Source organism: Candidatus Planktophila vernalis (genome assembly GCF_002288185.1).
GTDB lineage: Bacteria > Actinomycetota > Actinomycetes > Nanopelagicales > Nanopelagicaceae > Planktophila > Planktophila vernalis.
Genome location: NZ_CP016776.1, coordinates 1090582 through 1114386 on the forward strand (window position 1 = coordinate 1090582; position 23805 = coordinate 1114386).

General features: G+C 45.4%; 21 protein-coding genes. 9 read left to right on the forward strand and 12 right to left on the reverse strand.

Annotated features, from left to right (window positions below):
* The first annotated feature begins 1 nt into the window (after position 1).
* From A7sIIA15_RS05750 to A7sIIA15_RS05780, 7 genes are read left to right on the forward strand one after another with little or no spacing between them, the layout of a single operon-like run.
* Positions 2-604 (forward strand): Maf family protein, encoded by a 603-nt coding sequence (locus A7sIIA15_RS05750; protein ID WP_095686194.1) that lies wholly within the window; start codon positions 2-4, stop codon positions 602-604.
* Complete coding sequence (locus tag A7sIIA15_RS05755) at positions 601-2319, forward strand: acetyl/propionyl/methylcrotonyl-CoA carboxylase subunit alpha (RefSeq protein WP_095686195.1); 1719 nt, start codon at positions 601-603, stop codon at positions 2317-2319. The genes A7sIIA15_RS05750 and A7sIIA15_RS05755 overlap by 4 nt, the downstream gene beginning before the upstream one ends.
* The gene (locus tag A7sIIA15_RS05760) at positions 2316-3146 is read left to right on the forward strand and encodes a purine-nucleoside phosphorylase (RefSeq protein WP_095658089.1); all 831 of its coding nucleotides are present in this window, start codon (positions 2316-2318) and stop codon (positions 3144-3146) included. Before A7sIIA15_RS05755 ends, A7sIIA15_RS05760 begins: the two co-directional genes overlap by 4 nt.
* Positions 3147-3150: 4 nt before the next feature.
* Complete coding sequence (locus A7sIIA15_RS05765) at positions 3151-4761, forward strand: phospho-sugar mutase (RefSeq protein WP_095686196.1); 1611 nt, start codon at positions 3151-3153, stop codon at positions 4759-4761.
* Positions 4758-5705 (forward strand): deoxyribose-phosphate aldolase, encoded by a 948-nt coding sequence (gene deoC, locus A7sIIA15_RS05770; RefSeq protein ID WP_095686197.1) that lies wholly within the window; start codon positions 4758-4760, stop codon positions 5703-5705. The genes A7sIIA15_RS05765 and deoC overlap by 4 nt, the downstream gene beginning before the upstream one ends.
* Positions 5705-7156, forward strand: a complete 1452-nt coding sequence (locus A7sIIA15_RS05775; protein WP_095686198.1) for an aldehyde dehydrogenase family protein — start codon at positions 5705-5707, stop codon at positions 7154-7156. The genes deoC and A7sIIA15_RS05775 overlap by 1 nt, the downstream gene beginning before the upstream one ends.
* On the forward strand, positions 7149-7991 hold the full coding sequence (locus tag A7sIIA15_RS05780) for an aldehyde dehydrogenase family protein (RefSeq protein ID WP_095686199.1): 843 nt from the start codon (positions 7149-7151) through the stop codon (positions 7989-7991). Before A7sIIA15_RS05775 ends, A7sIIA15_RS05780 begins: the two co-directional genes overlap by 8 nt.
* Here the strand turns inward: A7sIIA15_RS05780 and A7sIIA15_RS05785 are convergent.
* Entirely contained in the window at positions 7986-8939 is a 954-nt protein-coding gene (locus tag A7sIIA15_RS05785) for a nucleoside hydrolase (protein ID WP_095686200.1), read from the reverse strand. The genes A7sIIA15_RS05780 and A7sIIA15_RS05785 overlap by 6 nt on opposite strands.
* Before the next feature lie 18 nt (positions 8940-8957).
* On the opposite strand from A7sIIA15_RS05785, the gene rbsK reads away from it, so the two are divergent.
* Positions 8958-9854, forward strand: coding sequence for a ribokinase (rbsK, locus tag A7sIIA15_RS05790; protein ID WP_095686201.1), 897 nt, complete (start codon positions 8958-8960; stop codon positions 9852-9854).
* Here rbsK and A7sIIA15_RS05795 read toward each other — a convergent pair.
* The 10 genes from A7sIIA15_RS05795 to A7sIIA15_RS05840 all read right to left on the reverse strand — a co-directional run bounded on the left by A7sIIA15_RS05795 (position 9827) and on the right by A7sIIA15_RS05840 (position 21299).
* A complete protein-coding gene (locus A7sIIA15_RS05795) occupies positions 9827-11011 on the reverse strand; it encodes a cytochrome P450 (RefSeq protein WP_095686202.1) in 1185 nt (394 codons plus the stop codon). The two genes, rbsK and A7sIIA15_RS05795, sit on opposite strands and share 28 nt — an antisense overlap.
* Entirely contained in the window at positions 11011-12105 is a 1095-nt protein-coding gene (locus A7sIIA15_RS05800; protein ID WP_095686203.1) for an adenosine deaminase, read from the reverse strand. The genes A7sIIA15_RS05795 and A7sIIA15_RS05800 overlap by 1 nt, the downstream gene beginning before the upstream one ends.
* Positions 12106-12115: 10 nt before the next feature.
* Positions 12116-13420 (reverse strand): thymidine phosphorylase, encoded by a 1305-nt coding sequence (locus A7sIIA15_RS05805; protein WP_095686204.1) that lies wholly within the window; start codon positions 13418-13420, stop codon positions 12116-12118.
* Complete coding sequence (locus tag A7sIIA15_RS05810; protein ID WP_095686205.1) at positions 13421-13822, reverse strand: cytidine deaminase; 402 nt, start codon at positions 13820-13822, stop codon at positions 13421-13423.
* Positions 13822-15054, reverse strand: coding sequence for an ABC transporter permease (locus tag A7sIIA15_RS05815; protein WP_095686206.1), 1233 nt, complete (start codon positions 15052-15054; stop codon positions 13822-13824). Before A7sIIA15_RS05815 ends, A7sIIA15_RS05810 begins: the two co-directional genes overlap by 1 nt.
* The gene (locus A7sIIA15_RS05820; RefSeq protein WP_095686207.1) at positions 15051-16154 is read right to left on the reverse strand and encodes an ABC transporter permease; all 1104 of its coding nucleotides are present in this window, start codon (positions 16152-16154) and stop codon (positions 15051-15053) included. The genes A7sIIA15_RS05815 and A7sIIA15_RS05820 overlap by 4 nt, the downstream gene beginning before the upstream one ends.
* Positions 16151-17656, reverse strand: coding sequence for an ABC transporter ATP-binding protein (locus tag A7sIIA15_RS05825; RefSeq protein ID WP_095686208.1), 1506 nt, complete (start codon positions 17654-17656; stop codon positions 16151-16153). Before A7sIIA15_RS05825 ends, A7sIIA15_RS05820 begins: the two co-directional genes overlap by 4 nt.
* A 97-nt stretch (positions 17657-17753) precedes the next feature.
* Positions 17754-18809 carry a BMP family lipoprotein gene (locus A7sIIA15_RS05830; RefSeq protein ID WP_095686209.1) on the reverse strand — a complete coding sequence of 352 codons (1056 nt, stop codon included), beginning with the start codon at positions 18807-18809 and terminating at the stop codon, positions 17754-17756.
* Between the two features lie 176 nt (positions 18810-18985).
* The gene (gene trpS, locus A7sIIA15_RS05835) at positions 18986-19984 is read right to left on the reverse strand and encodes a tryptophan--tRNA ligase (RefSeq protein WP_095686210.1); all 999 of its coding nucleotides are present in this window, start codon (positions 19982-19984) and stop codon (positions 18986-18988) included.
* A gap of 19 nt (positions 19985-20003) precedes the next feature.
* Positions 20004-21299 (reverse strand): hemolysin family protein, encoded by a 1296-nt coding sequence (locus tag A7sIIA15_RS05840; RefSeq protein ID WP_095686211.1) that lies wholly within the window; start codon positions 21297-21299, stop codon positions 20004-20006.
* Positions 21300-21449: 150 nt separating this feature from the next.
* Between A7sIIA15_RS05840 and A7sIIA15_RS05845 the strand changes: the two genes are divergently transcribed.
* Entirely contained in the window at positions 21450-22529 is a 1080-nt protein-coding gene (locus A7sIIA15_RS05845; protein ID WP_095658073.1) for an ABC transporter ATP-binding protein, read from the forward strand.
* Between the two features lie 55 nt (positions 22530-22584).
* Here A7sIIA15_RS05845 and A7sIIA15_RS05850 read toward each other — a convergent pair whose 3' ends face one another.
* The gene (locus A7sIIA15_RS05850; protein ID WP_095686212.1) at positions 22585-23799 is read right to left on the reverse strand and encodes an NADP-dependent isocitrate dehydrogenase; all 1215 of its coding nucleotides are present in this window, start codon (positions 23797-23799) and stop codon (positions 22585-22587) included.
* Positions 23800-23805 lie beyond the last annotated feature (6 nt).

Sequence of the window (23805 nt, forward strand, 5' to 3'; positions counted from 1 at the left end):
GATGCCAAAAATAGTTTTAGCTTCTGCATCCGTGTCCAGACGACGCTTACTTGAGTCAGCTGGATTAAAGCCAACCATTATGGTGAGCCATGTTGATGAGGAAACTGATTTTTTCAATGCAATGTCTCCTGCCGATATGGTGATTGCTCTAGCTATAACCAAGGCTCACACAATTCGAGAGCAAATAGATTTTCCAGCAATAATCATTGGTTGTGATTCAACCTTTGAATTTGATTCAAAATCCTTAGGTAAGCCAGAAACTCCAGAAATTGCAATCGAACGTGCTTCAAGAGTGCGCGGTAATTCTGGACTGCTCCACACTGGTCACTGCATTATTGATACAACAAAGGACAAAGAGATTTCAAGTATCGTCACAACAAAGGTGACCTTTGACAACATGACTGATGCAGAGATTGCAGACTATGTTGCTACCGGTGAACCCTTACATGTTGCTGGTGGATTCACCCTTGATGGGTTTAGCTCCCCCTTTATTCCTTCAATTGAAGGTGACTACACAAACGTAGTTGGAATCTCTATGCCATTTGTGAGAAAAGCCTTTGAGCAACTTGGCTACTCCTGGCCTGAGGTTAAGGTGATGCAATGAAGCGCGTTTTAATTGCCAACCGTGGAGAAATTGCAGTACGCGTAATTCGCGCATGTAAAGATCATGGCTTAGAAAGTGTTGCGGTTTATTCAGAGGAAGATCGCAATGCAATTCATTCTCAGATGGCTGATACTTCCTATTCTCTGCATGGAACAACCGCGACTGAAACATATTTGAATATTGAAAAACTCATTGGAGTTGCCAAGCAATCAGGTGCAGATGCCGTTCACCCTGGGTATGGATTCTTATCTGAAAATGCAAACTTTGCTCAAGCCGTTATTGATGCTGGTCTTATTTGGATTGGACCTCCTCCTGCTGCAATTCGGGCACTGGGCGATAAAGTCTCTGCACGCAAAATCGCAGCTAAAGCAGGTGCACCACTAGTTGCTGGAACTAAAGATCCAGTTGAAGGACATGAAGAAGTTTTAGCTTTTGCTAAGGAACATGGATTACCTGTTGCCATTAAAGCTGCCCATGGTGGTGGTGGACGTGGTTTAAAGGTCGCGCATACGATGGAAGAGATTCCAGAACTATTCGCATCTGCAGTTCGTGAGGCCATAAGCGGTTTTGGCCGCGGTGAATGCTTTGTTGAACGCTATTTGGATAAGCCCCGCCACGTTGAAACCCAAGTTTTAGTGGATAAGCACGGTCATGCCGTAGTCGTAAGCACGCGCGATTGCTCACTGCAACGCCGCCACCAAAAACTAGTTGAAGAAGCACCCGCTCCATTTTTAAGTCAAGCCCAGATTGATGAGCTCTATCGATCCAGTAAAGCCATCATGAAAGAGGCTGAATACATCGGTGCGGGTACTTGTGAATTCTTAATTGGACTTGATGGCACTATTTCATTCCTAGAAGTAAATACTCGCTTGCAAGTAGAGCATCCGGTGAGCGAAGAAATCACAGGCATTGATTTAGTGCGTGAACAATTTAGAATTGCAATGGGTGAAGCACTTGGCTTTGATGATCCAGTTATCCGTGGACACTCAATCGAGTTTCGTATTAACGGTGAAGATCCAGGTCGCTCATTCTTGCCTGCGCCAGGCCGAATTACTGAATGGGTTATTCCAACTGGTCCTGGCGTAAGAGTCGATGCTGGCTTTAGAAATGGTGACACTATCGGCGGCAACTTTGATTCATTACTAGCAAAACTTATTGTTACGGGTGCAACTCGCGAACAAGCAATAGACCGTGCTCGTCGTGCACTTGCTGAATTTTCAATCGAAGGCTTAGCTACCGCCCTGCCTTTCCACCGTGCGATTATGGAAGATCCTGCGTTTACACAAGATTTCAAGATTTATACCAGCTATATTGAAAATGAATTTAACAATGACATTCCTATGTATCACGCACCGGTTGTGCCACTTGAAACACATATGGCACCTGAGCAATTAGTTGCTGAAGTAAATGGGAAGCGTTTTGAGGTTTTAGTACATGCTCCTAAGCCTGTAGTTAAGCGCCATCGGGCAAAACAATCGATGGCAGGGGGCGCTGGTGGCTCTGCACTTGCCAGCCCTATGCAGGGAACTGTTGTGAAGATTGCAGTTAATGAAGGTGACCGAGTTGAAATTGGCGATCTAGTAATCGTTCTAGAAGCGATGAAAATGGAACAGCCGTTAATGGCACATAAAGCTGGTGTGATTAGTAATTTGAGCGCAGTCATAGGGGCCACAGTTTCTAGTGGAACAGCTCTTTGTGACATCATTGATGCATGACAAATAGCGAGCTCCTCTATTCCGATCCATTAGCCGCAGCAGCTGCTGCTGCTAAAGAAATCACAGAACGCACAGGGGTTGCATCTCATGATGTTGCCTTAGTAATGGGTTCTGGTTGGGTGAGCGCGGTTGATGCGTTGGGAACTCCAGCATATGAATGTAATGCCGAAGATATAACTGGCTTCCTTCCCCCAACAGTTGAAGGCCATTCGGGAAAAGTTCGCTCTTACGAAATTGAATCAAATGGCAAGAAACTACGAGCACTTGTATTTTTAGGGCGCACACACCTCTATGAAGGTAAAGGTGTTGAACCTGTAGTGCATAGCGTGCGAACTGCGGTTAAAGCTGGATGCAAGGTTGTCATTTTAACTAATGCATGTGGTGGCATAAACAAGAGCTACAAAGTTGGCCAGCCAGTACTTATTCGTGATCACATTTCATTAACAGCAGTCTCTCCACTATCTGGTGCCACTTTTGTTGATTTGACTGATCTCTACAGCAAGCGCATTCGTGAAATTGTTAAGAAGGAAGATTCTTCACTTGAAGAAGGTGTCTACGTGCATTGGCGTGGACCAACTTATGAAACTCCTGCAGAGATTTTAATGATGCGCACTATGGGCGCAGATTTGGTGGGTATGTCAACAGTGCCTGAAGCAATTGCCGCTCACGCACTTGGCGCTGAAGTTCTTGGAATCTCATTAGTTACTAACGCAGCTGCCGGTGTTACTGGTGAAAAACTAAACCATGAAGAAGTTATTGCCGCTGGAAAGGCCGCTGCAGATCGAATGGGCGCTCTTCTCAAAGGGGTAATCCCGAAGTTATTCTAAGAACATGGATCTGACTCAAGAAGTTCAAGCATGGATTGCTGATGATCCAGATCCAAAGACTGCTGCCCAATTACAGCAATGGCTCGATTCCAAAAATGAAGTAGAACTACGCGCATCATTTAACGGCTTTTTGCAGTTCGGAACTGCTGGATTACGCGGTCCTATTCGCCCAGGGCCCTCTGGTATGAATCGCGCAGTAGTTGGTCGTACTGCAGCAGGATTAGTCGCTTATATGAAAGAGCGGAATTTAACTTCCGTAGTGATTGGTCGCGATGCTCGTTATGGCTCAGAAGATTTTACCTTTGAAACCGCTGAAATTATGAGTGGTGCCGGCATGAAGGTATATATCTTGCCCCGCCCGCTTCCAACGCCAGTATTAGCTTTTGCAACCAATGAATTGAAATGCGATGTGGGAATCATGGTCACTGCAAGCCATAATCCACCGCAAGATAACGGATACAAAGTTTATTTAGGTGGCACCGTTGATGGAATTCATTATCGTGGATCACAAATAATCTCTCCAACAGATGAATCAATCGCCAAAAAGATTGATTCGATTACTTCTCTTGCCTCGCAACCCCGTGGCAAAGAATGGACAGTTCTTGGTGAAGAAGTTGTTCACAAATATGTCGGGATTACCGCTGCTCTTGCCCAACGTCCTGGAAACCTAAAAATTGTTTATACGGCTATGCATGGTGTTGGGACCCAGACTCTTCAACATGTTTTTCATAAAGCAGGTTTTCCTCAACCTATTCTTGTGGATGCACAAGCACAACCAGATCCAGATTTTCCAACTGTTGCATTTCCTAACCCCGAAGAGCCAGGTGCAATTGATTTAGCTCTCGAGACAGCACGTACATTTGATGCTGATTTAGTGATTGCTAATGATCCAGATGCAGACCGCTGCGCTGCTGCAGTTAAGGATCCAAATAAAGGCTGGAGAATGCTACGTGGGGATGAGTTAGGTGTAATCCTTGGTGAAACCATCGCCCGAACAACAAGTAAGGGCATCCTCGCAAACTCGATTGTTTCATCATCAATTCTGAGCAAGATTGCTGCCCACTACAAACTTGAGTTCAAAGAAACGCTCACCGGCTTTAAGTGGTTAGCAAAAATTGATGGATTAACTTTTGGCTACGAAGAAGCCTTGGGATATGCCGTTGATGCAATAACAGTTAACGATAAGGATGGAATCTCTGCTGCAATCAAACTAGCTCAGATCGCCACTGATTTAGCGGCCGAAAACAAAACACTTCTTGATTTACTCGATGAAGTTTGGGCTCGTCATGGCTTCCATGCAACTGAACAAATCTCCATTCGCCTGACAGATCTTTCGCAAGTGGGTGTGATCATGGGAGGTTTGCGCAGCAATTCCCCTAAGGAAATTGCTGGCCGTTCAGTTACATCTATTGATGACCTCGCTAATCCAAGTGATGGTTTGCCTCCCACTGATGGTTTGCGTATTTGGCTAGATGGTGGAATTCGAATCATCATTCGTCCAAGTGGCACAGAAGCAAAGATGAAGTGTTACATTGAGGCAATTGCAAAGGATTCTGCAACTGCGCAAACAGTTCTGGATCAGTTACGAGCCCCACTGAAGGAATTGCTATCGTGAGTTTTTATGGTTTAGTCGATGGTACTGAAGCCTCCCTAAAAAAATATTTGGGTTCGCTATCAGGGGTTGACCAAGTTGGTGCAGATGCTCGTGCAGCCATGCTTGCTACTCGCAGCATTAAGACAACTTCTAAGCGCTGGGCAATCGACACTGCAATCACCATGGTGGATCTAACAACTCTAGAAGGAGCAGATACTCCTGGAAAAGTTAAGGCGCTGTGCACAAAAGCGGTTCGTCCTGATCCAACAGATTCAACGGTCCCAAGTGTTGGCGCAGTGTGTGTTTACAACGATATGGTTGAAATTGCCCGCACACATTTAGATCTTATTGGCGGCCAACATGTTGGTGTGGCGGCTGTTTCAACTGCTTTTCCTTCTGGTCGTGCATCAATGGCAGTAAAGATTCAAGATACAAAAGATGCCGTCGATGTTGGTGCATCTGAAATAGATATGGTCATTGACCGGGGCGCATTTCTCTCAGGACGATACATCGAAGTCTTTGATGAGATTGTAAAAATTCGTGAAGTTTGTGGCACTAAGGCCCATTTGAAAGTTATCTTTGAGACAGGCGAGCTTGTTACTTATGACAATGTTCGTAAAGCTTCCTTCTTGGCAATGGCTGCTGGAGCAGATTTCATTAAAACTTCCACAGGCAAAGTGGCACCAGCTGCTACCGCCCCTGTTGTTCTTGTGATGCTTGAAGCGGTGAGAGATTTTTATGCAATGACCCAGGTGCGAATTGGTGTGAAACCAGCCGGTGGTATCAGAAACACAAAAGATGCCATTAAGCAGCTAGTCCTAGTTAATGAGACTGCAGGGCCAGAGTGGCTCAAGCCTTCACTATTTCGTATCGGAGCAAGTGCTCTGCTTAATGATTTGTTAATGCAACGCATGAAAATGGATGATGGCTACTACGCTAGCCCTCAGTACGTGACGATCGACTAATGGAGGAAAAATTGTCTTTTGAATACGCGCCGGCTCCAGAGTCACGCGCCCTCGTTACGATCAAGCCTAAGTATGGCCACTTCATCGGCGGAAAGTTTGTTGCAGGAAGTAAGCACTTCCCCACAATCAACCCAGCAACTGAAGAAGTTCTATCTCAAATTTCACTAGCCGGAAAAGCTGATGTTGATGCTGCTGTAAAGGCTGCACGCAAGGCATACACAACTACGTGGTCAAAAATGTCTGGCAAAGAGCGTGGAAAGTACCTGTTTCGTATCGCCCGCATCATGCAAGAGCGCTCACGTGAGTTCGCAGTTCTTGAGACCCTAGATAACGGTAAGCCGATTCGTGAATCACGCGATGTTGATGTTCCACTTGCTGCCGCACACTTCTTTTATCACGCAGGCTGGGCTGACAAGCTTGAATATGCAGGTCTTGGAACAACACCTAAAGCTCATGGTGTTGCAGGACAGATTATTCCTTGGAACTTCCCATTATTGATGTTGGCGTGGAAGGTTGCACCGGCACTTGCTGCTGGAAACACTGTTGTATTAAAGCCAGCTGAAACAACTTCACTCACCGCACTTTTATTTGCCGAAGTATGTCACCAGGCAGAACTTCCAGCAGGTGTTGTAAACATCGTAACTGGTGATGGTTCAACTGGTGCACTCATTGTTAATCACCCTGGAATCGACAAGATTGCATTTACTGGATCTACTGAGGTTGGCAAGATAATTGCTCGAGCTGTTGCTACTACCAATAAGAGTGTAACTTTAGAACTTGGTGGAAAAGCTGCCAATATCATCTTTGAAGATGCAGCAATTGATGAGAGCGTAGAAGGTATTGTTAATGGAATTTTCTTTAATCAAGGCCATGTCTGCTGTGCTGGTTCGCGCTTAATTCTTCAAGAGAGTATTGCTGATGAAGTTATTGAGAAGCTAAAAAATAGAATGGCTAAGATTCGTGTCGGTGATCCCATGGATAAGAACACTGATTTGGGAGCCATTAACAGCAAGGAACAACTATTAAAGATTCGTGAACTTACTGCTGCCGGAGATTCTGAAGGCGCTGAGCGTTGGAGTGCGCCATGTGATTTGCCAGGCAAGGGCTTCTGGTTTGCACCAACAATCTTTACTGGTGTGACTCAAGCCCACCGCATTGCACGCGAAGAAATCTTCGGTCCAGTGCTTTCAGTATTAACTTTTAGAACACCTCAGGAAGCTATAGATAAAGCCAATAACACTCCTTTTGGACTCTCTGCGGGTATCTGGAGTGAAAAGGGATCCAAGGTCTTATGGGCATCTCAGCAACTCCGTGCTGGTGTGATCTGGGCAAATACCTTCAATAAATTTGATCCTACTTCCCCATTTGGTGGATACAAGGAATCTGGTTGGGGTCGTGAAGGCGGACGACATGGTTTATCTGCGTATTTGAAGGGAGTCTCACATGAGTAATCGAATTGATGTGAAAAGGACCTACAAACTATTTATTAATGGGGCGTTCCCTCGCACAGAATCTGGTCGCACCTATGAAGTTAAGAACGCTAAAGGTGTATTCATTGCAAACCCATGCCTAGCATCTCGTAAAGACTTAAAGGATGCAGTTGTAGCAGCTCGTGCAGCCCAACATGGATGGAACAAAGCAACTGCATATAACAAGGGACAAATTCTTTACCGACTTGCAGAAATGCTTGAAGGTCGTCGCGCGCAGTTTGTGGATGAGATTGTCACAGTCACTGGTGTATCAAAAGCCAAAGCTGAGAAAGAAGTAACAGATTCTGTAGATCGACTCGTTTGGTATGCGGGATGGAGCGACAAGATCTCTTCACTTTCAGGTGCTCTCAACCCTGTTGCTGGTCCTTATTACAACTTCACAATCCCAGAAAGCATGGGCGTGATTGCAGCGATTGCTCCAGAGACGCCTTCTTTGCTTGGTTTAATTGATTCAATTGCACCAATCATTGTTGGTGGTAACACCGTGGTTGTTCTTGCTAGTACCAAAGCTCCACTTTCTGCGATGAGCTTTGCTGAAGTGATTGCAACAAGTGATGTTCCAGCTGGAGTAATTAATATTTTGACTGGAAAGAAAGATGAAATCACCCCATGGATGGCTTCACACATGGATATTGATGGCTTAGATATCTCAGGTTTAGGTGCTAAAAAGCATGCAGACGTTAAAACAGCTGGAACTGAAAACCTAAAGAGAATCTATAGCTTCAAGAGCGCTGATCCTGGACGCATTCTGGCATTCATGGAAAACAAGACGGTCTGGCACCCAATAGGGCTATAGCCAGCCTTTATCAATGGTTTTAAACCACAACTGCTCAACTGCTTCTACATCTAAATCTAGAACAACTCGGACTGCAGCAGAATCAGTTAAATCATTAGGTTCGATGGACTTTAGAAATGGTGCTCTACGATCACAGATAGTTTGACCGCGCGCAGGGCCTTGGGATGTGTCGACAACAACGTCAAAGACTTCAGTTGTAAATAGCTCTGGATGAATCACACATGCAACTGCCCCATAGTCGCCCAAAGTAATGGGAGAGACATGCAGGCGCTCAATAAATGCTTGAATAAGCGTTGCAGCAAACTGTGGAGCAGGATCAGATGATTTGAGTAGCTTTGCTGCATTCTCACTTGTTGCACCTGGACGCATGAAAACATCAAGTCCATACATAGTTATTGGAACACCGCTTTGGAAAACGATTGCGGCTGCTTCAGGATCGTGCCAAACATTGAATTCGGCTGCAGCTGTTGCATTACCGGCAGATGCTGATCCGCCCATTAAAACAATTCGATGTAGTTTCTTGGCAGTTTCTGGAAACGCTCGCAAAAACAAAGCAATGTTTGTAAGCGGAGCAATTGGAACAAGAGTTACTGGCTCTTTTGATTCTTCAATTAAATCGCGAAGGAGTTCAATGGCAGAGCGAGAATCAACTTTTCGATGAGAGGGCGTAATCCCAAGATCACCCATTCCATCTGCGCCATGCACATATTCGGCATACTCTGATTTACCAAGTAGCGGACGAACAGCGCCTCTAGCAACTGGAATATCTCCTGCACCGGCTGCATCTAAAACTTTCAAAGTGTTGGCAATAACCTGGTCAACATTTGTGTTGCCATCCACGCAGGTAACTCCAAGTAAGTTGATTGCTGGATGCATTGCGGCAAATAGGACTGCAAAGGCATCATCAACGCCGGTATCAACATCAAGAATGATTGAAGTTTTTTCCATAAGCGATAGCCTAGCGGTATGAGCAAAGCAGTTATAGCGGTAGTAGGCAGTGCAATGATTGATTTAACTGCCTATGCCACAGTGATTCCGGCTCCTGGGCAAACCTTAGAAGGTGATCTATTTACTACTGGTTTTGGCGGTAAAGGAGCTAATCAAGCCGTAATTGCCGCCCATTGCGGAGCCGAAGTTCACTTTGTTGGAAAGCTAGGACGAGATCTATTCGGTGACTCAATTGCTGAAAATTTCAAAAAGCTTGGTATTGATTCAGAATATGTAGAGCGTAGTGATACTCCAAATGGTGTGGCACATATCTGGGTCGATGCCAATGGTGAAAATAGAATCATAATTATTCCTGGTGCCAATCATGAGATTGAATCTAAAAAGGCTATTGAAGCTATCGAGTCAATCGCAGGCTTAGCGGTCGTTGTTGCACAATGTGAAATAAAACAAGAAGTGACTCTGGCTGCATTTTCTGCCGCTAAAAAGCGAGGTTGTGTAACAATCCTAAATCCAGCACCATACCAACCACTAAGTGAAGAACTATTTGCAGTGACCGACTGGATTATTCCTAATGAAACTGAATTCAAAGAACTCCTTGGTCAAGACCCAACAAGTGATGAAGTACTTAAGAAATTTAGACCGGGTAAGAATTCAATTGTGACTTTAGGATCTGAAGGTGCTGTGTTAATTACTTCCGAAGGAAACCTCACTCGAGTGAGTGCTCCAAAAGTTAATCCCGTAGACACCACTGGTGCAGGTGATGCATTTGTTGGCGTTTTTGCTTTCGGCTTAGCCAGTGGAAAGAATCCAGAAGATGCGATGAAGTTAGGAGTTAAAGTTGCATCTATGAGTGTCACGCGAAAAGGTGCGCAATCCTCATATCCTTCTCAAGCAGAGATTGACACGCTTTCATAACCTCGTAAAACAAATGTAGGTCTGCGCACTGGATCCCCAGCTAATCGCATATTTGGATACTTCTCCCACAGCGCTGGAAGTGAGACGCTCATTTCTAGGCGAGCAAGAGGTGTGCCCAAACAAAAATGAATTCCTGCTCCGAAACCAATATGTGGGTTTGGATCACGAGTTAAATCCATTTCATCAGCACGCTCAAACACTGCAGAATCACGATTAGCAGAACCAATCAGGGCCGCAATCTTCTGCCCCCTCTCTATCTTTACGCCTCCCAGCTCCGTATCAACTGTTGCCGTGCGCTCAAATAAGTGAAGCGGGGCATCAAATCGCATGAATTCTTCAAGGGCTGTATCAGTTATTGCTCGTGAGTTTTTGCGTAGAAGCTCGGCTTGATCTGGGCGCTCAAGAGCTGCAACCATTCCATTTCCAAATGCATTCACACTTGCTTCATGCCCGGCATTGAGTAGAAGCACACACGTTGCCACTAGTTCATGAGAGTTGAGCTTTTCCCCATTTTCTTCAACCATTGCTAAATCAGTGATGAGATCTTGACCAGGATTCTTCTTACGGTGTTCAGCCAAAGAGCGCACATATTCAGCAAATTCGGCTGCTGCTATTTTGGCTTCCATTTGATACTGCTCGGATGGATTGACTTCATACATCTTCACAATTGACTGTGACCATGGACGCAATAAGTGCTCTTCAGATTCTGGAAAGCCCAATAAGTCAGCAATAATTTTCACAGGTAACGGTTCTGCATATTCTGCAATCAAGTCGAAGTTCTCTCCTGATTTAACCTTCTCGTCTATGGCATCCAATAATTGTTGCGTGATGCGTTCAACGACAGGTCGCATACCTTCTATCTTGTTTCGATTGAAAGCTTTTGCAACTAAGGAACGAAGGCGTGTGTGCTTAGGAGGTTCGCTATCTAATATCGAATCGGAGTGAAGCCAGTTGAATGTTTCCCATTCAAAATCTGGCTTCTTATCTGTGAAAATACGGCCTAATGACTTATTTCTAAATACGTCGTTTGCATCGCTATGGCGAGCAGCTAAAAATATCTGCATTCCCTCGTGCCAGACGGGCTTGCCAAATTCGCGAAGTTCTTTTAACTGCTCGTATGGATTAGCAACAAAAGTGGGGTTATTGAAATCAATCATTACTCAGCAGAGATTTTCGCATAGCCGGGTTTGATGACCCCATCAATGATCTTTAAGCGCTCTGGATATGGAATAAACGCGCTTTTCATCGCATTAATGGTGATGCGCTGTAGCTCTGCAAAATCCCAACCAAAAGCTTTTACTGCTTCTTCCATCTCAAATGACATAGAAGTTTGGCTCATTAAGCGATTATCTGTATTGAGTGTGACTCTAAAGCGCAAGCGGGCCAAGGCCCCGATTGGGTGCTCGGCATAACTCTTTGCCGCACCTGTTTGAAGATTTGATGTTGGGCATAGTTCAAGTGGAATTCTGCGATCACGAACGTATGAAGCTAGTTGACCTAACTTTGGCTCAGGGCCTGAGAAATCAATGTCATCAATGATTCGAACACCATGACCTAAGCGTTCAGCACCACAGAGTTGAATTGCCTCCCAAATAGAAGGAAGTCCGTATGCCTCACCTGCGTGAATTGTGAAGTGAGCATCTTCTTTACGCAAGTAATCAAAAGATTCTTTCTGATCACTTGGTGGAAAGCCATCTTCTGGGCCAGCAATATCGAATCCAACAACACCTTTGTCGCGATACTTAACTACTAGCTCTGCAACTTCTTGAGAGAGTTTGTTTTGGCGCATTCCGCAGAGCAACGAGAAGACCTGAATCTCATGACCTTCAGCTTTTGCCTCTGCCATTCCTTGCTTGTAACCTTCAATTGTTGCATCAACAACATCGGCCATCGACAAACCTTTTTCAGTAAAGAGTTCTGGTGCACCGCGAACTTCAGCATAAACAACACCATCTCGTGCTAAATCCAATGCGCACTCACGAGCAACTCGAATAATGTCTTCACGTCGCTGCATCACTGCAATAGTGTGGGAAAAAGTGTCTAGGTAGCGAACTAGTGAACCTGAATCACATGATTCACGGAACCATGTTGCAAGCTCGAGAGCATCATGAGTTGGAAGTGCGGTGTAACCAATTTCTTGTGCAATATCAATAATTGTTTGAGGACGTAATCCACCATCTAAGTGATCATGTAGCAGTACTTTTGGGACGCGCTTAATCTGGGCTGGTGATGGTTTACTTGTAAGACTCACCTTAAAGCTCTCAATCCGTAATTCGCTCGACTACTAGTGGCAATCTATCGATTTTTCCATCTTTTGGTAAATCGCCGATAGTTACTGAATTAGTTAGTGATTCTTGCGCACGGGCAAAAGCTGCTGGCGTATCAGTGTGCAATGTATACAGCGGTGCTCCTGCGGCCACAACATCGCCTGGTTTTGAGTGAATTTCTATCCCAGCCCCAGCCTGAACTGCTTCGCCTTGGCGTGATCGGCCTGCACCTAAGCGCCAAGCAGCCAGTCCCACTTTCATTGCATCCATTGAAAGAATCGTTCCACTTGATTGGGCAGTAACAGTTAAATTCTCTTTTGCAGTTGGAAGCTTTGCATCGGGATCTCCGCCTTGGGCGCTAATCATCTGGCGCCACACATCCATTGCTTTTCCATTTTTTAACATTTCAGCTGGATCAACGTTTGTGATTCCAACTGTCTCTAACATCTCTCGCGCAAGTAGAACAGTGAGTTCGACGATATCTGATGGACCTCCACCTGCTAAAACTTCGACAGATTCACGCACCTCTAAAGCATTTCCTGCAGTTAGTCCCAATGGAATATCCATAGCCGTTACAAGTGCAATTGTTTTCACGCCAGCACGTTTTCCAAGACCCACCATTACATGAGCTAACTCTTTAGCCTTCTCAGGATCACTCATGAATGCGCCAGCACCAGTCTTAACATCAAGTACTAGTGCACTCGTTCCTTCAGCAATCTTCTTACTCATAATCGATGATGCAATGAGTGGAATAGCCTCCACTGTCGCAGTCACATCACGCAGTGCATACAACTTCTTATCTGCCGGAGCTAGCCCTGCTCCTGCTGCACAAATTACTGCTCCGCAATCTTGCAAAACTTTAAGCATCTCTTCATTTGATAGTGAGGCTCGCCAACCAGGAATAGATTCCAACTTATCTAAAGTTCCGCCCGTGTGGCCAAGACCTCGACCAGAAAGTTGTGGGACAGCAGCACCGCAGGCAGCAACTAGTGGCGCAAGAGGCAAAGTAATTTTGTCTCCCACTCCACCTGTTGAGTGCTTATCCACTGTTGGTCGCGACAATGCTGACCAGCTCATGCGCTCACCGCTATTGATCATTGCATCAGTCCAACGAGAAATTTCACGAGATTCCATGCCGTTAAGCAAGATTGCCATTAATAGTGCAGACATTTGCTCATCGGCAACTGCGCCGCGGGTGTATGCGTCAATCACCCAATCAATTTGTGGATCAGTTAATGAATGCCGATCACGTTTTGCAGCGATTACTTCCGCTGCTGAGAAAGCCTCAACCTGCGACATTTAGCGCTCGTTGCGGTCTAAATCATCAGGACCAAAAGCCCAAGGCAACATTGCAGCCATTGTCTGAGGTCCATCATCGGTCATCAAGAGTGCATTCGATCCACCATGCTCGAACAACAGTTGGCGACAACGCCCACATGGTGCCAAGTGATTTCCCTGTCCATCAACGCATGAGATCGCAACTAAACGACCTCCGCCTGTTGCAATGAGGTTTGAAACTAAACCACACTCTGCACAAAGTCCTAAGCCATAACTGGCATTTTCAACATTACATCCAGAGACTATGCGTCCATCATCTACTAGCGCAGCAACACCAACTGGAAACTTTGAATAAGGAGCATAGGCCGTTTTCATTGCTGCAACTGCAGCATTGTGCAACGCATCCCAATCTATAGCCTTCATTACATTCCACCACGACGGTATGGAATACCGTCAGCTGCTGGCATTCGAAGTCGCTGTGATGCAAGGGATAGAACAAGAAGAGTTGCAATATATGGAGTCATTGTTACTAATTGACCTGGAAGTTCATCGACTGCCAAGTAGAACCATAGGAATCCAGCTGACATAACACCACTAATCGCTGCAGAAACTAACTTGCCCTTGCGCACATCGCGATAAACAAGGTAGGCAAGAGTTACAACAATTAAAAGAATAAGGGCATGGATTGCCGCTGAATCGCGTAACTGCAGCGCATCAGCGAATCCAAATAAACCAGCACCCATCAAAATTCCACCTGGGCGATAATTTCCAAAGAGTAATGCGGCAAGACCGATATATCCTCGTCCGGCTACCTGATTTTCTTGATAGTGGTTTGCCGCAACAATTGCTAAGAATCCACCACCTAATCCAGCCAAACCGCCTGAGATGAGAACACCTGAATACTTCATGAGGTAAACATTTACACCTAGTGATTCAGCGGCAATTGGTGCCTCACCAGCGCTGCGTAGTCGAAGCCCGAATGATGTTTTCCAAAGAATAAAGAACGAGATTGGAACTATTGCTACTGCAATTGCAGTTACATAGGAAAGATCTCCGGTGAAACCACGAAGAATTGATGCTACGTCAGAGATGAAAAACCATTGTTTTTCAGCGATTGGCGTCAAAATATCAGGGCTCTTCCAACCAAAGTAAGTTCCACCTGAAAGTACAGGCAATCCATTGTTTGAGATTGGGCCAACATCTGGTGATTGCGATGGCCCTGGCCACGATCCACCTTGGTAAAGGATTGTTGAAAGATAGCGAACTAATCCAGCGGCGATGATGTTGATAGCAACACCAGAGACCACATGATCTACACCGAAAGAAATTGTTGCAATTGCGTGCACAAGTGCACCCACTGCTCCAAAGAAAATTGCAGCTGCCAAGCCCAGCCACGGACCATGTTTAGAACCAATAAATCCACCAGCCCAAGCACCAAGAATCATCATGCCTTCAAGACCGATGTTTACAACTCCTGCGCGTTCAGAAAATAAACCACCTAGTCCTGCTAAAACAATTGGGACTGAGAGCAGAAGCGCTGCGGATGCAGTTCCAACACTAGTTAAGTCACTTGCACCAGTAATCAAGCGAATTATCGAAATGATAAGTAAAACGAGTGTTGCGTTAAGTAAGAGTTTGGTTGCTTTAGTTTTCATGCTGCCGCCACCTTTGCTAGTTCTTTACTCTGCAGTGTTATCTTGTAGCGACGAATAACTTCATAGGCAATAACTGAGCTAAGGAGAATAGAACCTTGCATAATCACATAAGTCTCAGGAGCAATATCGATGAGCTCAAGTGAACGTGAGCTCACTTCAAGGAAAGCGAACAATACTGCGCTAATTGCCATTCCAACTGCGCCATTTCGACCTAGTAGCGCTACAGCAATAGCTGTGAACCCTACTCCAGATCTAAATCCCATGGTGTAGGAATGAGTGTCACCGAGAATATCTGGAAGTCCAGCCAATCCAGCTATTGCACCTGAAATAACTAAAGCAAAAAAAGTCATTTTCTTTGAATTTACACCGCTCACACGAGCTGCAATTGGGTTGGCACCGGAAGCTCTTAATTCAAAACCAAAACGTGTGCGGTTAACAATGAACCAGAAAGCAATTCCAAGTGCAATCGCGACCAACAACATTCCATAAACGCCGCCGCCAGGTTGATCTTCTACGCCTAATTTGTTCAATAATGGCATCAAATCTGGAATGTGCGCAGAGGGTGGAAGAACCTTGGTTGTTAAATTATTAGAGCCTTCAACAATGTCTGCAAAATATTGAGCGAAGAGAAAAGAGGTTAAACCTACGGCGAGGGAGTTCAACATGATTGTTGAGATAACTTCGCTCACACCCCGCTTAACCTTGAGATATGCAGCGATCGCAGCCCATAAGCCACCAACAGTCATAGCAATCAAAAAGACTGCCAGCACGTGAAGGACGGGTGGTAAAACAAACTTAGCAGCCAGGTATGCACTGAAAAGGGCACCTAAACGCAGTTGGCCTTCAATACCAATATTAAACAAACCTGCTCTAAAAGTTACGGCGATCGCAATTGCTGCAATGTAATAAGGGGTTGCAATGTTGAGAACCTCAAGTAAAGAGCCGGCTTGTGTACCAAACTCCCACATAGTCTTGTAAGCATCCATCGGAGATTTTTTCGATGCTAAAACTGCAAAGCTAGAGACAACAATTGAAACAACAGCTGCAGCTATCGGCGCTGCGACTGCTAGAAGTACCTTTGAGGTTGATGGTTTTTTCATTGTGCACCAGTCATCGCAGAACCAAGTTGCTCAGGAGTTGTCTTCTGAGGATTAAGTTCTGCAGTAATCACACCACGCAGCATCACCAAAAGTCGATCAGACATTCCAATGAGCTCTTCCAGGTCAGCTGAGATTAATACGATTGCCATTCCCTTTTCGCGCGCACTGCGAAGTTCATCCCAAATTGCCGCTTGTGCACCCACATCCACGCCACGTGTTGGGTGGGATGCAACAAGAAGTGCGGGGGCCTTACTCATTTCACGACCTACGATAAATTTTTGTTGGTTACCACCTGATAACGCAGTGGCCAAAGTGTGTGGTCCTGGTGCGCGGACATCAAACTCATCCATGATTACTCGAGTATCTGCAATTGTTGCTTTCTTATCTAATATAAAACCACGCATAACGGGCTTACTTCTTTGATGTCCAAGAATTCTATTTTCCCACAGTGGTGAATTCATCATTAATGCCTGTCGCTGACGATCCTCTGGAATCAAGCCAATACCTGCATCATGGCGGTGAGCCACCGAGTAGTGATCTATATTTTCGCCTTTAAATTCAACCTGGCCAGTGTATTCGCGCAAGCCCATAATCGCTTCAACTAATTCAGCTTGGCCATTTCCCTCAACTCCAGCTATGCCAATAACTTCACCAGCCTGTAAGTCAAAAGAGATGTGAGAAATCAAATCGCGGCTACCTGATTTAGTAGGAACCGAAACATCCTTAAGTGAAAGTGTCACTTCAGGGCGGCGAGTATCACCATGAGTAGTTGGCTGTGGAAGTTCGCTGCCAACCATGAGTTCAGCTAACTGTCTTGCCGTGACATCTTTAGATTTCACCTGGGCAACAGTTGACCCGGCGCGCACCACAGTCACATCATCGGCAACGCGCAATACCTCATCAAGTTTGTGAGAGATAAAGATAATTGCCATTCCTTCGGCGCGCAGACCTTTGAGTGCATTGAACAGGTCATCTACTTCCTGAGGAACTAGTACCGCTGTTGGCTCATCAAAAATCAAAATTCGAGCACCACGATAAAGAACTTTCAAAATTTCAACACGTTGGCGCTGCCCAACGCCTAGCTCTTCCACCAAAATATCTGGATCAACATCTAAACCATAAGCCGCAGACATGTCAGCAACTTTCTTGCGAGCTGCAGCAAAATCAATCGTAATTCCATGTTTCGGTTCAGCACCTAAAATGATATTTTCCAAAACTGTGAAATTATCAGCCAACATAAAGTGCTGGTGAACCATTCCAATGCTGGCATCGATGGCATCGTTAGGGTTTTTGAAATTAATCGCCTGGCCATTGACTAAAATCTCGCCACCATCTGGGCGTTGCATGCCATACAAAATCTTCATAACGGTGGACTTGCCTGCACCGTTTTCGCCAACAAGGGCATGAACAGTTCCAGTTTCAACTTTCATTGAGACGTCTTTATTTGCGATTACGCCTGGGAAACGCTTGGAGATGTGTCGCAGTTCAACAGCTACTGACACTTAATGACTCTCCTTTGAGTTGATAATTAAAAAACATTTGGCCCAACAAGGAGATTTAACTCCATTGTTGGGCCAAATGCCACTATTTAATCTGTGATTATGGCTTTGTTGGAACCTTAATCTTGCCAGACTTGATTCCTGCTGCAGCCTTGTCGATTGCAGCTTTGAACTTGGTGATGTATCCGCCAGAGTATGAAACTCCAACGCCATCTAGAGCCAAGTTGTATTGACGTCCGTAGATACCAGCCTTGGCATCGATAACGTCGTTAACTGAAGAACCAGCAACTGATGTTGCGATTACGTCATAGACAGCACGGTCAACGCGCTTGATCATTGATGTAAGCATGTTCTTCTTCTCAGCAGCTGTAGCTGATAGGTACTGATCAGAGTCAACTCCGATAGTCCAAACCTTCTTGCCAGCCTTTCCTGCATCTAGTGCAGCTGCGAAGTTACCCGCACCTGAACCACCAGCAGCTGAGTAAATAACATCTACGCCCTTATCGATCATTCCCTTTGCAATAACCTTTAACTTAGCTGGGTCATTGAAACCAGAGAAATCAGGGAACTCAGTTACGTACTTAGCGTCAACTGTTGCAGACTTCTTTGTTGCCTTAACACCAGCAACAAATCCTGCTTCAAACTTCTGAAGTAGTGGTGTGCGAACTCCGCCGATGTAACCGATCTTTCCTGATTTTGATCCAAGTGCTGCTGCAACGCCAGCTAGGTATGAACCTTGCTCTTCAGCGAACACAAGTGATGCAACATTGAGAAGATCTACAGATGCATCATCGATAATTCCGAATTGAACATTTGGATAATCAGATGCAACAGCCTTAATTGGGCCTCCGTATAGGAAACCAACTGCGATGATTGGGTTGTATCCAGCCTTAGCGAGCAAGCGGAGCTTGTCTTCGCGCTCTGAATCTGAACCAGTTGTAACTGTTACTTCTTTAGCAGTAACACCAAACTTCTTCTTGGCAGCATCTAGACCAGCTGCAGCAGAGTCATTGAAAGACTTGTCTCCGCGGCCACCGATGTCATAAGCAAGTCCAACTTTTACCTTTGATGCTGCAGTAGCTGATGGTGCAACAAATGCAGTTGCTGCAATAGCTGCTGCAGCGATAACTGCTACGAGACGAAATACTTTCTTCAATTTTCCTCCTTCAAGGGGCTCCCCTACACCAACTAAACGCTGACATAGGAGCTCTGTGTATAAGTGAGCCTAGTAGTTATGCATGAATAAACTCAACACACGCCAGCAGAATTAGGCGCGAGGCATGTAACGTTTTGGATAAGTCTCAACCTGGAGTTGATACTGCTATTGCTGGGTTACTTAACGATCCCCAGGTTTTCATAGGCCTTTTCAAGGGTTTGTGACGCCACTACACGGGCTTTTGTTGCCCCGTCATGCAAAATATCAAGCAAGTGCTTCTCATCGCTCAATAAATCAATTGCCTTTGCGCGAATCGGTCGGAAATATTCAACAACAACCTCAGCCACAGCCCCTTTAAAGTCGCCATATCCCTTGCCATCAAATTCAGCTTCTAAGGCTGGGATTGTTTTGCCCGAGAGCGCACTGTGAATCGTCAGTAAATTACTAATTCCAGGCTTTTCTTTTTCATCAAATTTCACTTCGCGCCCAGCATCAGTTGCCGCACTCTTAATCTTCTTAGCATTTGATTCTGGGGTATCCATTAACTCCAAAACGCCTGCAGCAGAGCCAGATGATTTACTCATCTTGGCTGATGGATCTTGAAGGTCTTGAATTTTAGCTGCAGTTTTTAAAATAAAGTTTTCTGGGATCGTAAAAGTCTGACCAAAGCGAGTATTAAAGCGTCCTGCTAAATCACGTGTTAACTCAATGTGCTGGCGCTGATCTTCACCGACTGGAACTAAGTTTGCTTGATACAACAAAATATCTGCTGCCTGCAACATTGGGTATGTAAAAAGTCCAACCCGGGCAGAATCAGACCCACCCTTTGCAGATTTATCTTTGAACTGTGTCATGCGACTTGCTTCGCCAAAACCAGCCATGCATTCCATGAGCCAACCCAATTGATTGTGTTGTGGAACTTGTGACTGAACAAATAGCGTTGACTTTTCTGGTGAAATTCCTAGAGAAATTAACTGGGCAGCAGAAGCCAATGTCCGCTTTCGCAATAGTGCAGGTTCGATTTCGCCAGTGAGTGCATGCAAATCCACAATGCAATAAAAGGCATCATGGCCATCTTGTAAATCTACCCATTGCTTAACGGCGCCTAAGTAGTTACCCAGGTGGAAGGAATCACTGGTTGGTTGGATTCCAGATAAAACTCGCTTGGCGCTCATGCGCTAATTCTTTCACACATCATGCGTTGCGAGAGATCAATAGCTGGCCAGCGCGCTTACCTTCCATAGAAAGCACTGTAATTCGCACTCCATCGACCACTACTACGTCATGCTCCTTAGGAATTCGGCCCAAATGATGCATGACAAAGCCGCTGGCTGTTTCATACGGACCATCTGGAACTTCTAGGTTAGTTTGCTCAACTAAATCCTCAATTGAAATAAGGCCATCGACCTCAAAATCACCCGTGCGAGATTCGATTGCAATATCAGTCTCATCTTCATCATATTCATCTCTGATATCACCGATTAAGCACTCAACTAAATCTTCCAAGGTCACAATGCCATCAGTGCCACCGTATTCATCAAGAACGATTGCAACGTGCTGGCCTTGTTTACGCATCTCAGAAAGTGCAGGCAAAATTCCTTTTGTTCCAGGCAAAAAGATTATGGATCGAACTAGTTCAATAATCTTTTTTTCTCTAGTTGCCAAAGAGGTATCTAGTAAATCGCGCACGTGAATAAAGCCAATCACTTCATCGGAAGAACCCCGAATGACTGGATAACGAGAATGGGCTTTATCGACCGCTAAATCAATAGCCTTGCCAACAGTTAATGAAACATCCATGAAATCTACTTCAGTGCGTGGGACCATAACTTCATGGATCTGTCGCTCGGAGGCGTTAAAGACTTCTTCAACAATGTCTCGTTCTTCATCACTTAATGCGGCATGGCCAGATACAAGATCCAATAACTCTTCTTCAGAGATTTGGCTTCTAGCCTCTTTGGGATCGATGCCAAATGCGCGCAGAACAATGTCTGTAGATTTTGACAGTAGCCAGATCAATGGGCGGAAAATGTTGGCAACGACATTAATGATTCCAGCCGTTGCCAAGGCAATCTCTTCAGCCCTAAATAGAGCCACTCTCTTTGGAACTAACTCGCCAAAGACTAAAGAGAAATAAGCAATCACTAAAGTGACACCCAGCAGAGAAATAGTCGTACTCCAGGCGTTGGAAATGCCTAGAGACTCCAGCCACGGAATGACATAGTCACCTAGCTGATCAGCACCAAGGGCGGCAGAGAGAAAGCCGCTGACTGTTACGCCAATTTGAACCGCAGCCAGCAATCGGTTGGGGTGTGCGGCTAGGGCTGCAACGCGAGCGCCACGTTTGCCACGGGTCGCAATTTCTCGGACTTGGCTATCTCGAAGTGAGATGAGGGCGATTTCAGCTGCTACGAAGAATGAGGCCAGAACAATAAGGCCAGCGATCAGGGCTAAATCTGTAAGTAACGTACCGACCGAGTGAGTCTCCATTAGGTCTCTAACTATACGGCAATGCTCGAAGGGCCGGTCTAGCCAATTTCCCCCTTTACGCGTAACCTTCGGTGCGTTGGTCCACCCGGACCATCACCTTCATCCACGGACCGTCGGGCACGTACCTGCCCGGAGAAGGAGAGCAATCTCATGGCATCAGTAGTTTTCGAAGCCGCATCACGTATCTATCCAGGAACAACTGCACCTGCAGTCGATAAATTAAATCTCACTGTCAATGACGGTGAGTTTTTGGTTTTAGTTGGCCCATCAGGTTGCGGTAAGTCAACATCACTTCGTATGTTGGCAGGACTTGAAGAAGTCGATAACGGAAGAATCTTGATCGGCGATCGCGACGTTACAAACGTTGCACCAAAAGATCGCGATATCGCGATGGTATTCCAGTCATATGCGTTGTACCCACACATGACAGTTGCAGAAAATATGGGCTTCGCACTAAAGATCGCTGGAACTCCAAAAGAAGAACGTGAACGCCGCGTTCTTGAAGCAGCTAAGTTGCTAGACCTTGAACCATACCTAGAGCGCAAGCCAAAAGCTCTTTCAGGTGGACAGCGTCAGCGCGTTGCTATGGGTCGCGCAATTGTTCGCGAACCTCAGGTTTTCCTTATGGATGAACCTCTATCAAACCTTGATGCGAAGTTGCGCGTTGCAACTCGTACACAGATCGCTGCATTGCAGCGTCGCTTAGGAATCACAACTGTTTATGTAACACACGACCAGGTTGAAGCTATGACTATGGGTGATCGTGTTGCAGTTCTTAAGGATGGCTTGCTCCAGCAAGTAGACACACCTCGTAATCTCTATGACAACCCAGCAAATGCTTTCGTTGCAGGCTTTATTGGTTCTCCTGCCATGAACTTGCTCAACGCTCCAATCGTGGGCGGCAAGGCAATGCTTGGAAATCTTGGACTTGCAGTTCCAGCCTCTGCTGGAAATGAAGTAACTGTTGGTGTTCGCCCAGAAGGCTTCACACCATCAACTGAGGGATTCCATGTTTTGGTTGAAGTAGTTGAAGAACTAGGTTCAGATGCTTTCGTTTATGGAAAGCCAGCTGATACAAATGTTAAGTTCGCTAATGCAACAGATGAAGGCGCACAGATCATTGTTCGCTGGGATCCAAAGAATCCTCCAAAGGCAGGTCAAACAATCACTGTTACTGCAAATCCAAGTGCAGTTCACTTGTTTAACTCAACAACTGGAGAGCGTATTTAAGCTATTAAATAAGAAAACCCGCCGTATCCATACGGCGGGTTTTTTTATTTAATTTTTATGCCATAGCTTTTTTTAGGTTTTCATCGATTGAATTCAAGAACTCCTGTGTAGTTTGATATGGAGCATCATTTGAAATCAACAGTGATAAATCCTTAGTCATCTTGCCTTGCTCAACAGTCTCGATACAAACGCGCTCGAGGGTGTCGCAGAACTTAGCAAGATCGGCGTTGTTATCTAGCTTTGCACGGTGTGCAAGACCACGAGTCCACGCAAAGATTGATGCAATTGGATTTGTAGAAGTCGCCTTGCCCTTTTGGTGATCACGGTAGTGACGAGTAACAGTGCCGTGTGCAGCTTCAGATTCAACAACCTTTCCATCTGGTGTCATCAAAACTGAAGTCATTAACCCGAGTGAACCATAACCCTGAGCAACGGTGTCTGATTGAACGTCGCCGTCATAGTTCTTACATGCCCAGACATAGCCACCTTCCATACGAAGTGACATGGCAACCATGTCATCGATGAGACGGTGCTCATACCAAATGCCTGCAGCATCAAATGCGCTCTTGAACTCTGCTTGGTAAATCTCTTCAAAGATATCTTTGAATCGACCGTCGTAGGCCTTCAAAATTGTGTTCTTTGTTGAGAGATAAACTGGATACTTACGGATTAGTCCGTAGTTCAAAGATGCACGAGCAAAATCACGGATTGATTCATCCAAGTTATACATACCCATGGCAACACCTGATGACTTGAAGTCATAGACAGTGTGCTCGATTGGCGCAGATCCATCTTCTGGAACAAATGACATTGTGAGCTTGCCTGGACCTGGAACCTTGAAATCTGTTGCACGGTACTGATCACCAAATGCGTGGCGACCAATAACAATTGGCTTAGTCCAGTGTGGAACTAAACGTGGAACATTGCTAATAATGATTGGCTCACGGAAAATTACACCGCCCAAGATGTTACGGACAGTTCCATTAGGAGACTTCCACATCTTCTTAAGACCAAACTCTTCAACGCGGGCCTCATCAGGAGTAATAGTTGCGCACTTAATGCCAACGCCATGCTTTTGAATTGCATGAGCTGAATCAATAGTTACTTGATCATCTGTGGCATCACGGTTTTCCATACCAAGGTCGTAGTACTCAAGATTGACGTCCAAATAAGGAAGGATTAATGAGTCTTTGATGAACTGCCAGATGATGCGAGTCATCTCGTCGCCATCTAGTTCAACAACAGTGCCTTCAACTTTGATCTTGGCCATGTAACG

Bases quoted from the DNA above. Each gene is read 5' to 3' on its own strand.
- A7sIIA15_RS05850 (WP_095686212.1), bottom strand. From the start codon at position 23,799: ATGGCCAAGATCAAAGTTGAAGGCACTGTTGTTGAACTAGATGGCGAC.
- A7sIIA15_RS05750 (WP_095686194.1), top strand. From the start codon at position 2: ATGCCAAAAATAGTTTTAGCTTCTGCATCCGTGTCCAGACGACGCTTA.
- A7sIIA15_RS05755 (WP_095686195.1), top strand. From the start codon at position 601: ATGAAGCGCGTTTTAATTGCCAACCGTGGAGAAATTGCAGTACGCGTA.
- A7sIIA15_RS05760 (WP_095658089.1), top strand. From the start codon at position 2,316: ATGACAAATAGCGAGCTCCTCTATTCCGATCCATTAGCCGCAGCAGCT.
- A7sIIA15_RS05795 (WP_095686202.1), bottom strand. From the start codon at position 11,011: ATGATTGATTTCAATAACCCCACTTTTGTTGCTAATCCATACGAGCAG.
- A7sIIA15_RS05810 (WP_095686205.1), bottom strand. From the start codon at position 13,822: ATGAAGGCTATAGATTGGGATGCGTTGCACAATGCTGCAGTTGCAGCA.
- A7sIIA15_RS05840 (WP_095686211.1), bottom strand. From the start codon at position 21,299: ATGGAGACTCACTCGGTCGGTACGTTACTTACAGATTTAGCCCTGATC.
- A7sIIA15_RS05815 (WP_095686206.1), bottom strand. From the start codon at position 15,054: ATGAAAACTAAAGCAACCAAACTCTTACTTAACGCAACACTCGTTTTA.
- A7sIIA15_RS05775 (WP_095686198.1), top strand. From the start codon at position 5,705: ATGGAGGAAAAATTGTCTTTTGAATACGCGCCGGCTCCAGAGTCACGC.
- A7sIIA15_RS05845 (WP_095658073.1), top strand. From the start codon at position 21,450: ATGGCATCAGTAGTTTTCGAAGCCGCATCACGTATCTATCCAGGAACA.
- A7sIIA15_RS05805 (WP_095686204.1), bottom strand. From the start codon at position 13,420: ATGTCGCAGGTTGAGGCTTTCTCAGCAGCGGAAGTAATCGCTGCAAAA.
- A7sIIA15_RS05765 (WP_095686196.1), top strand. From the start codon at position 3,151: ATGGATCTGACTCAAGAAGTTCAAGCATGGATTGCTGATGATCCAGAT.
- trpS (WP_095686210.1), bottom strand. From the start codon at position 19,984: ATGAGCGCCAAGCGAGTTTTATCTGGAATCCAACCAACCAGTGATTCC.
- A7sIIA15_RS05785 (WP_095686200.1), bottom strand. From the start codon at position 8,939: ATGGAAAAAACTTCAATCATTCTTGATGTTGATACCGGCGTTGATGAT.
- A7sIIA15_RS05820 (WP_095686207.1), bottom strand. From the start codon at position 16,154: ATGAAAAAACCATCAACCTCAAAGGTACTTCTAGCAGTCGCAGCGCCG.
- A7sIIA15_RS05780 (WP_095686199.1), top strand. From the start codon at position 7,149: ATGAGTAATCGAATTGATGTGAAAAGGACCTACAAACTATTTATTAAT.
- rbsK (WP_095686201.1), top strand. From the start codon at position 8,958: ATGAGCAAAGCAGTTATAGCGGTAGTAGGCAGTGCAATGATTGATTTA.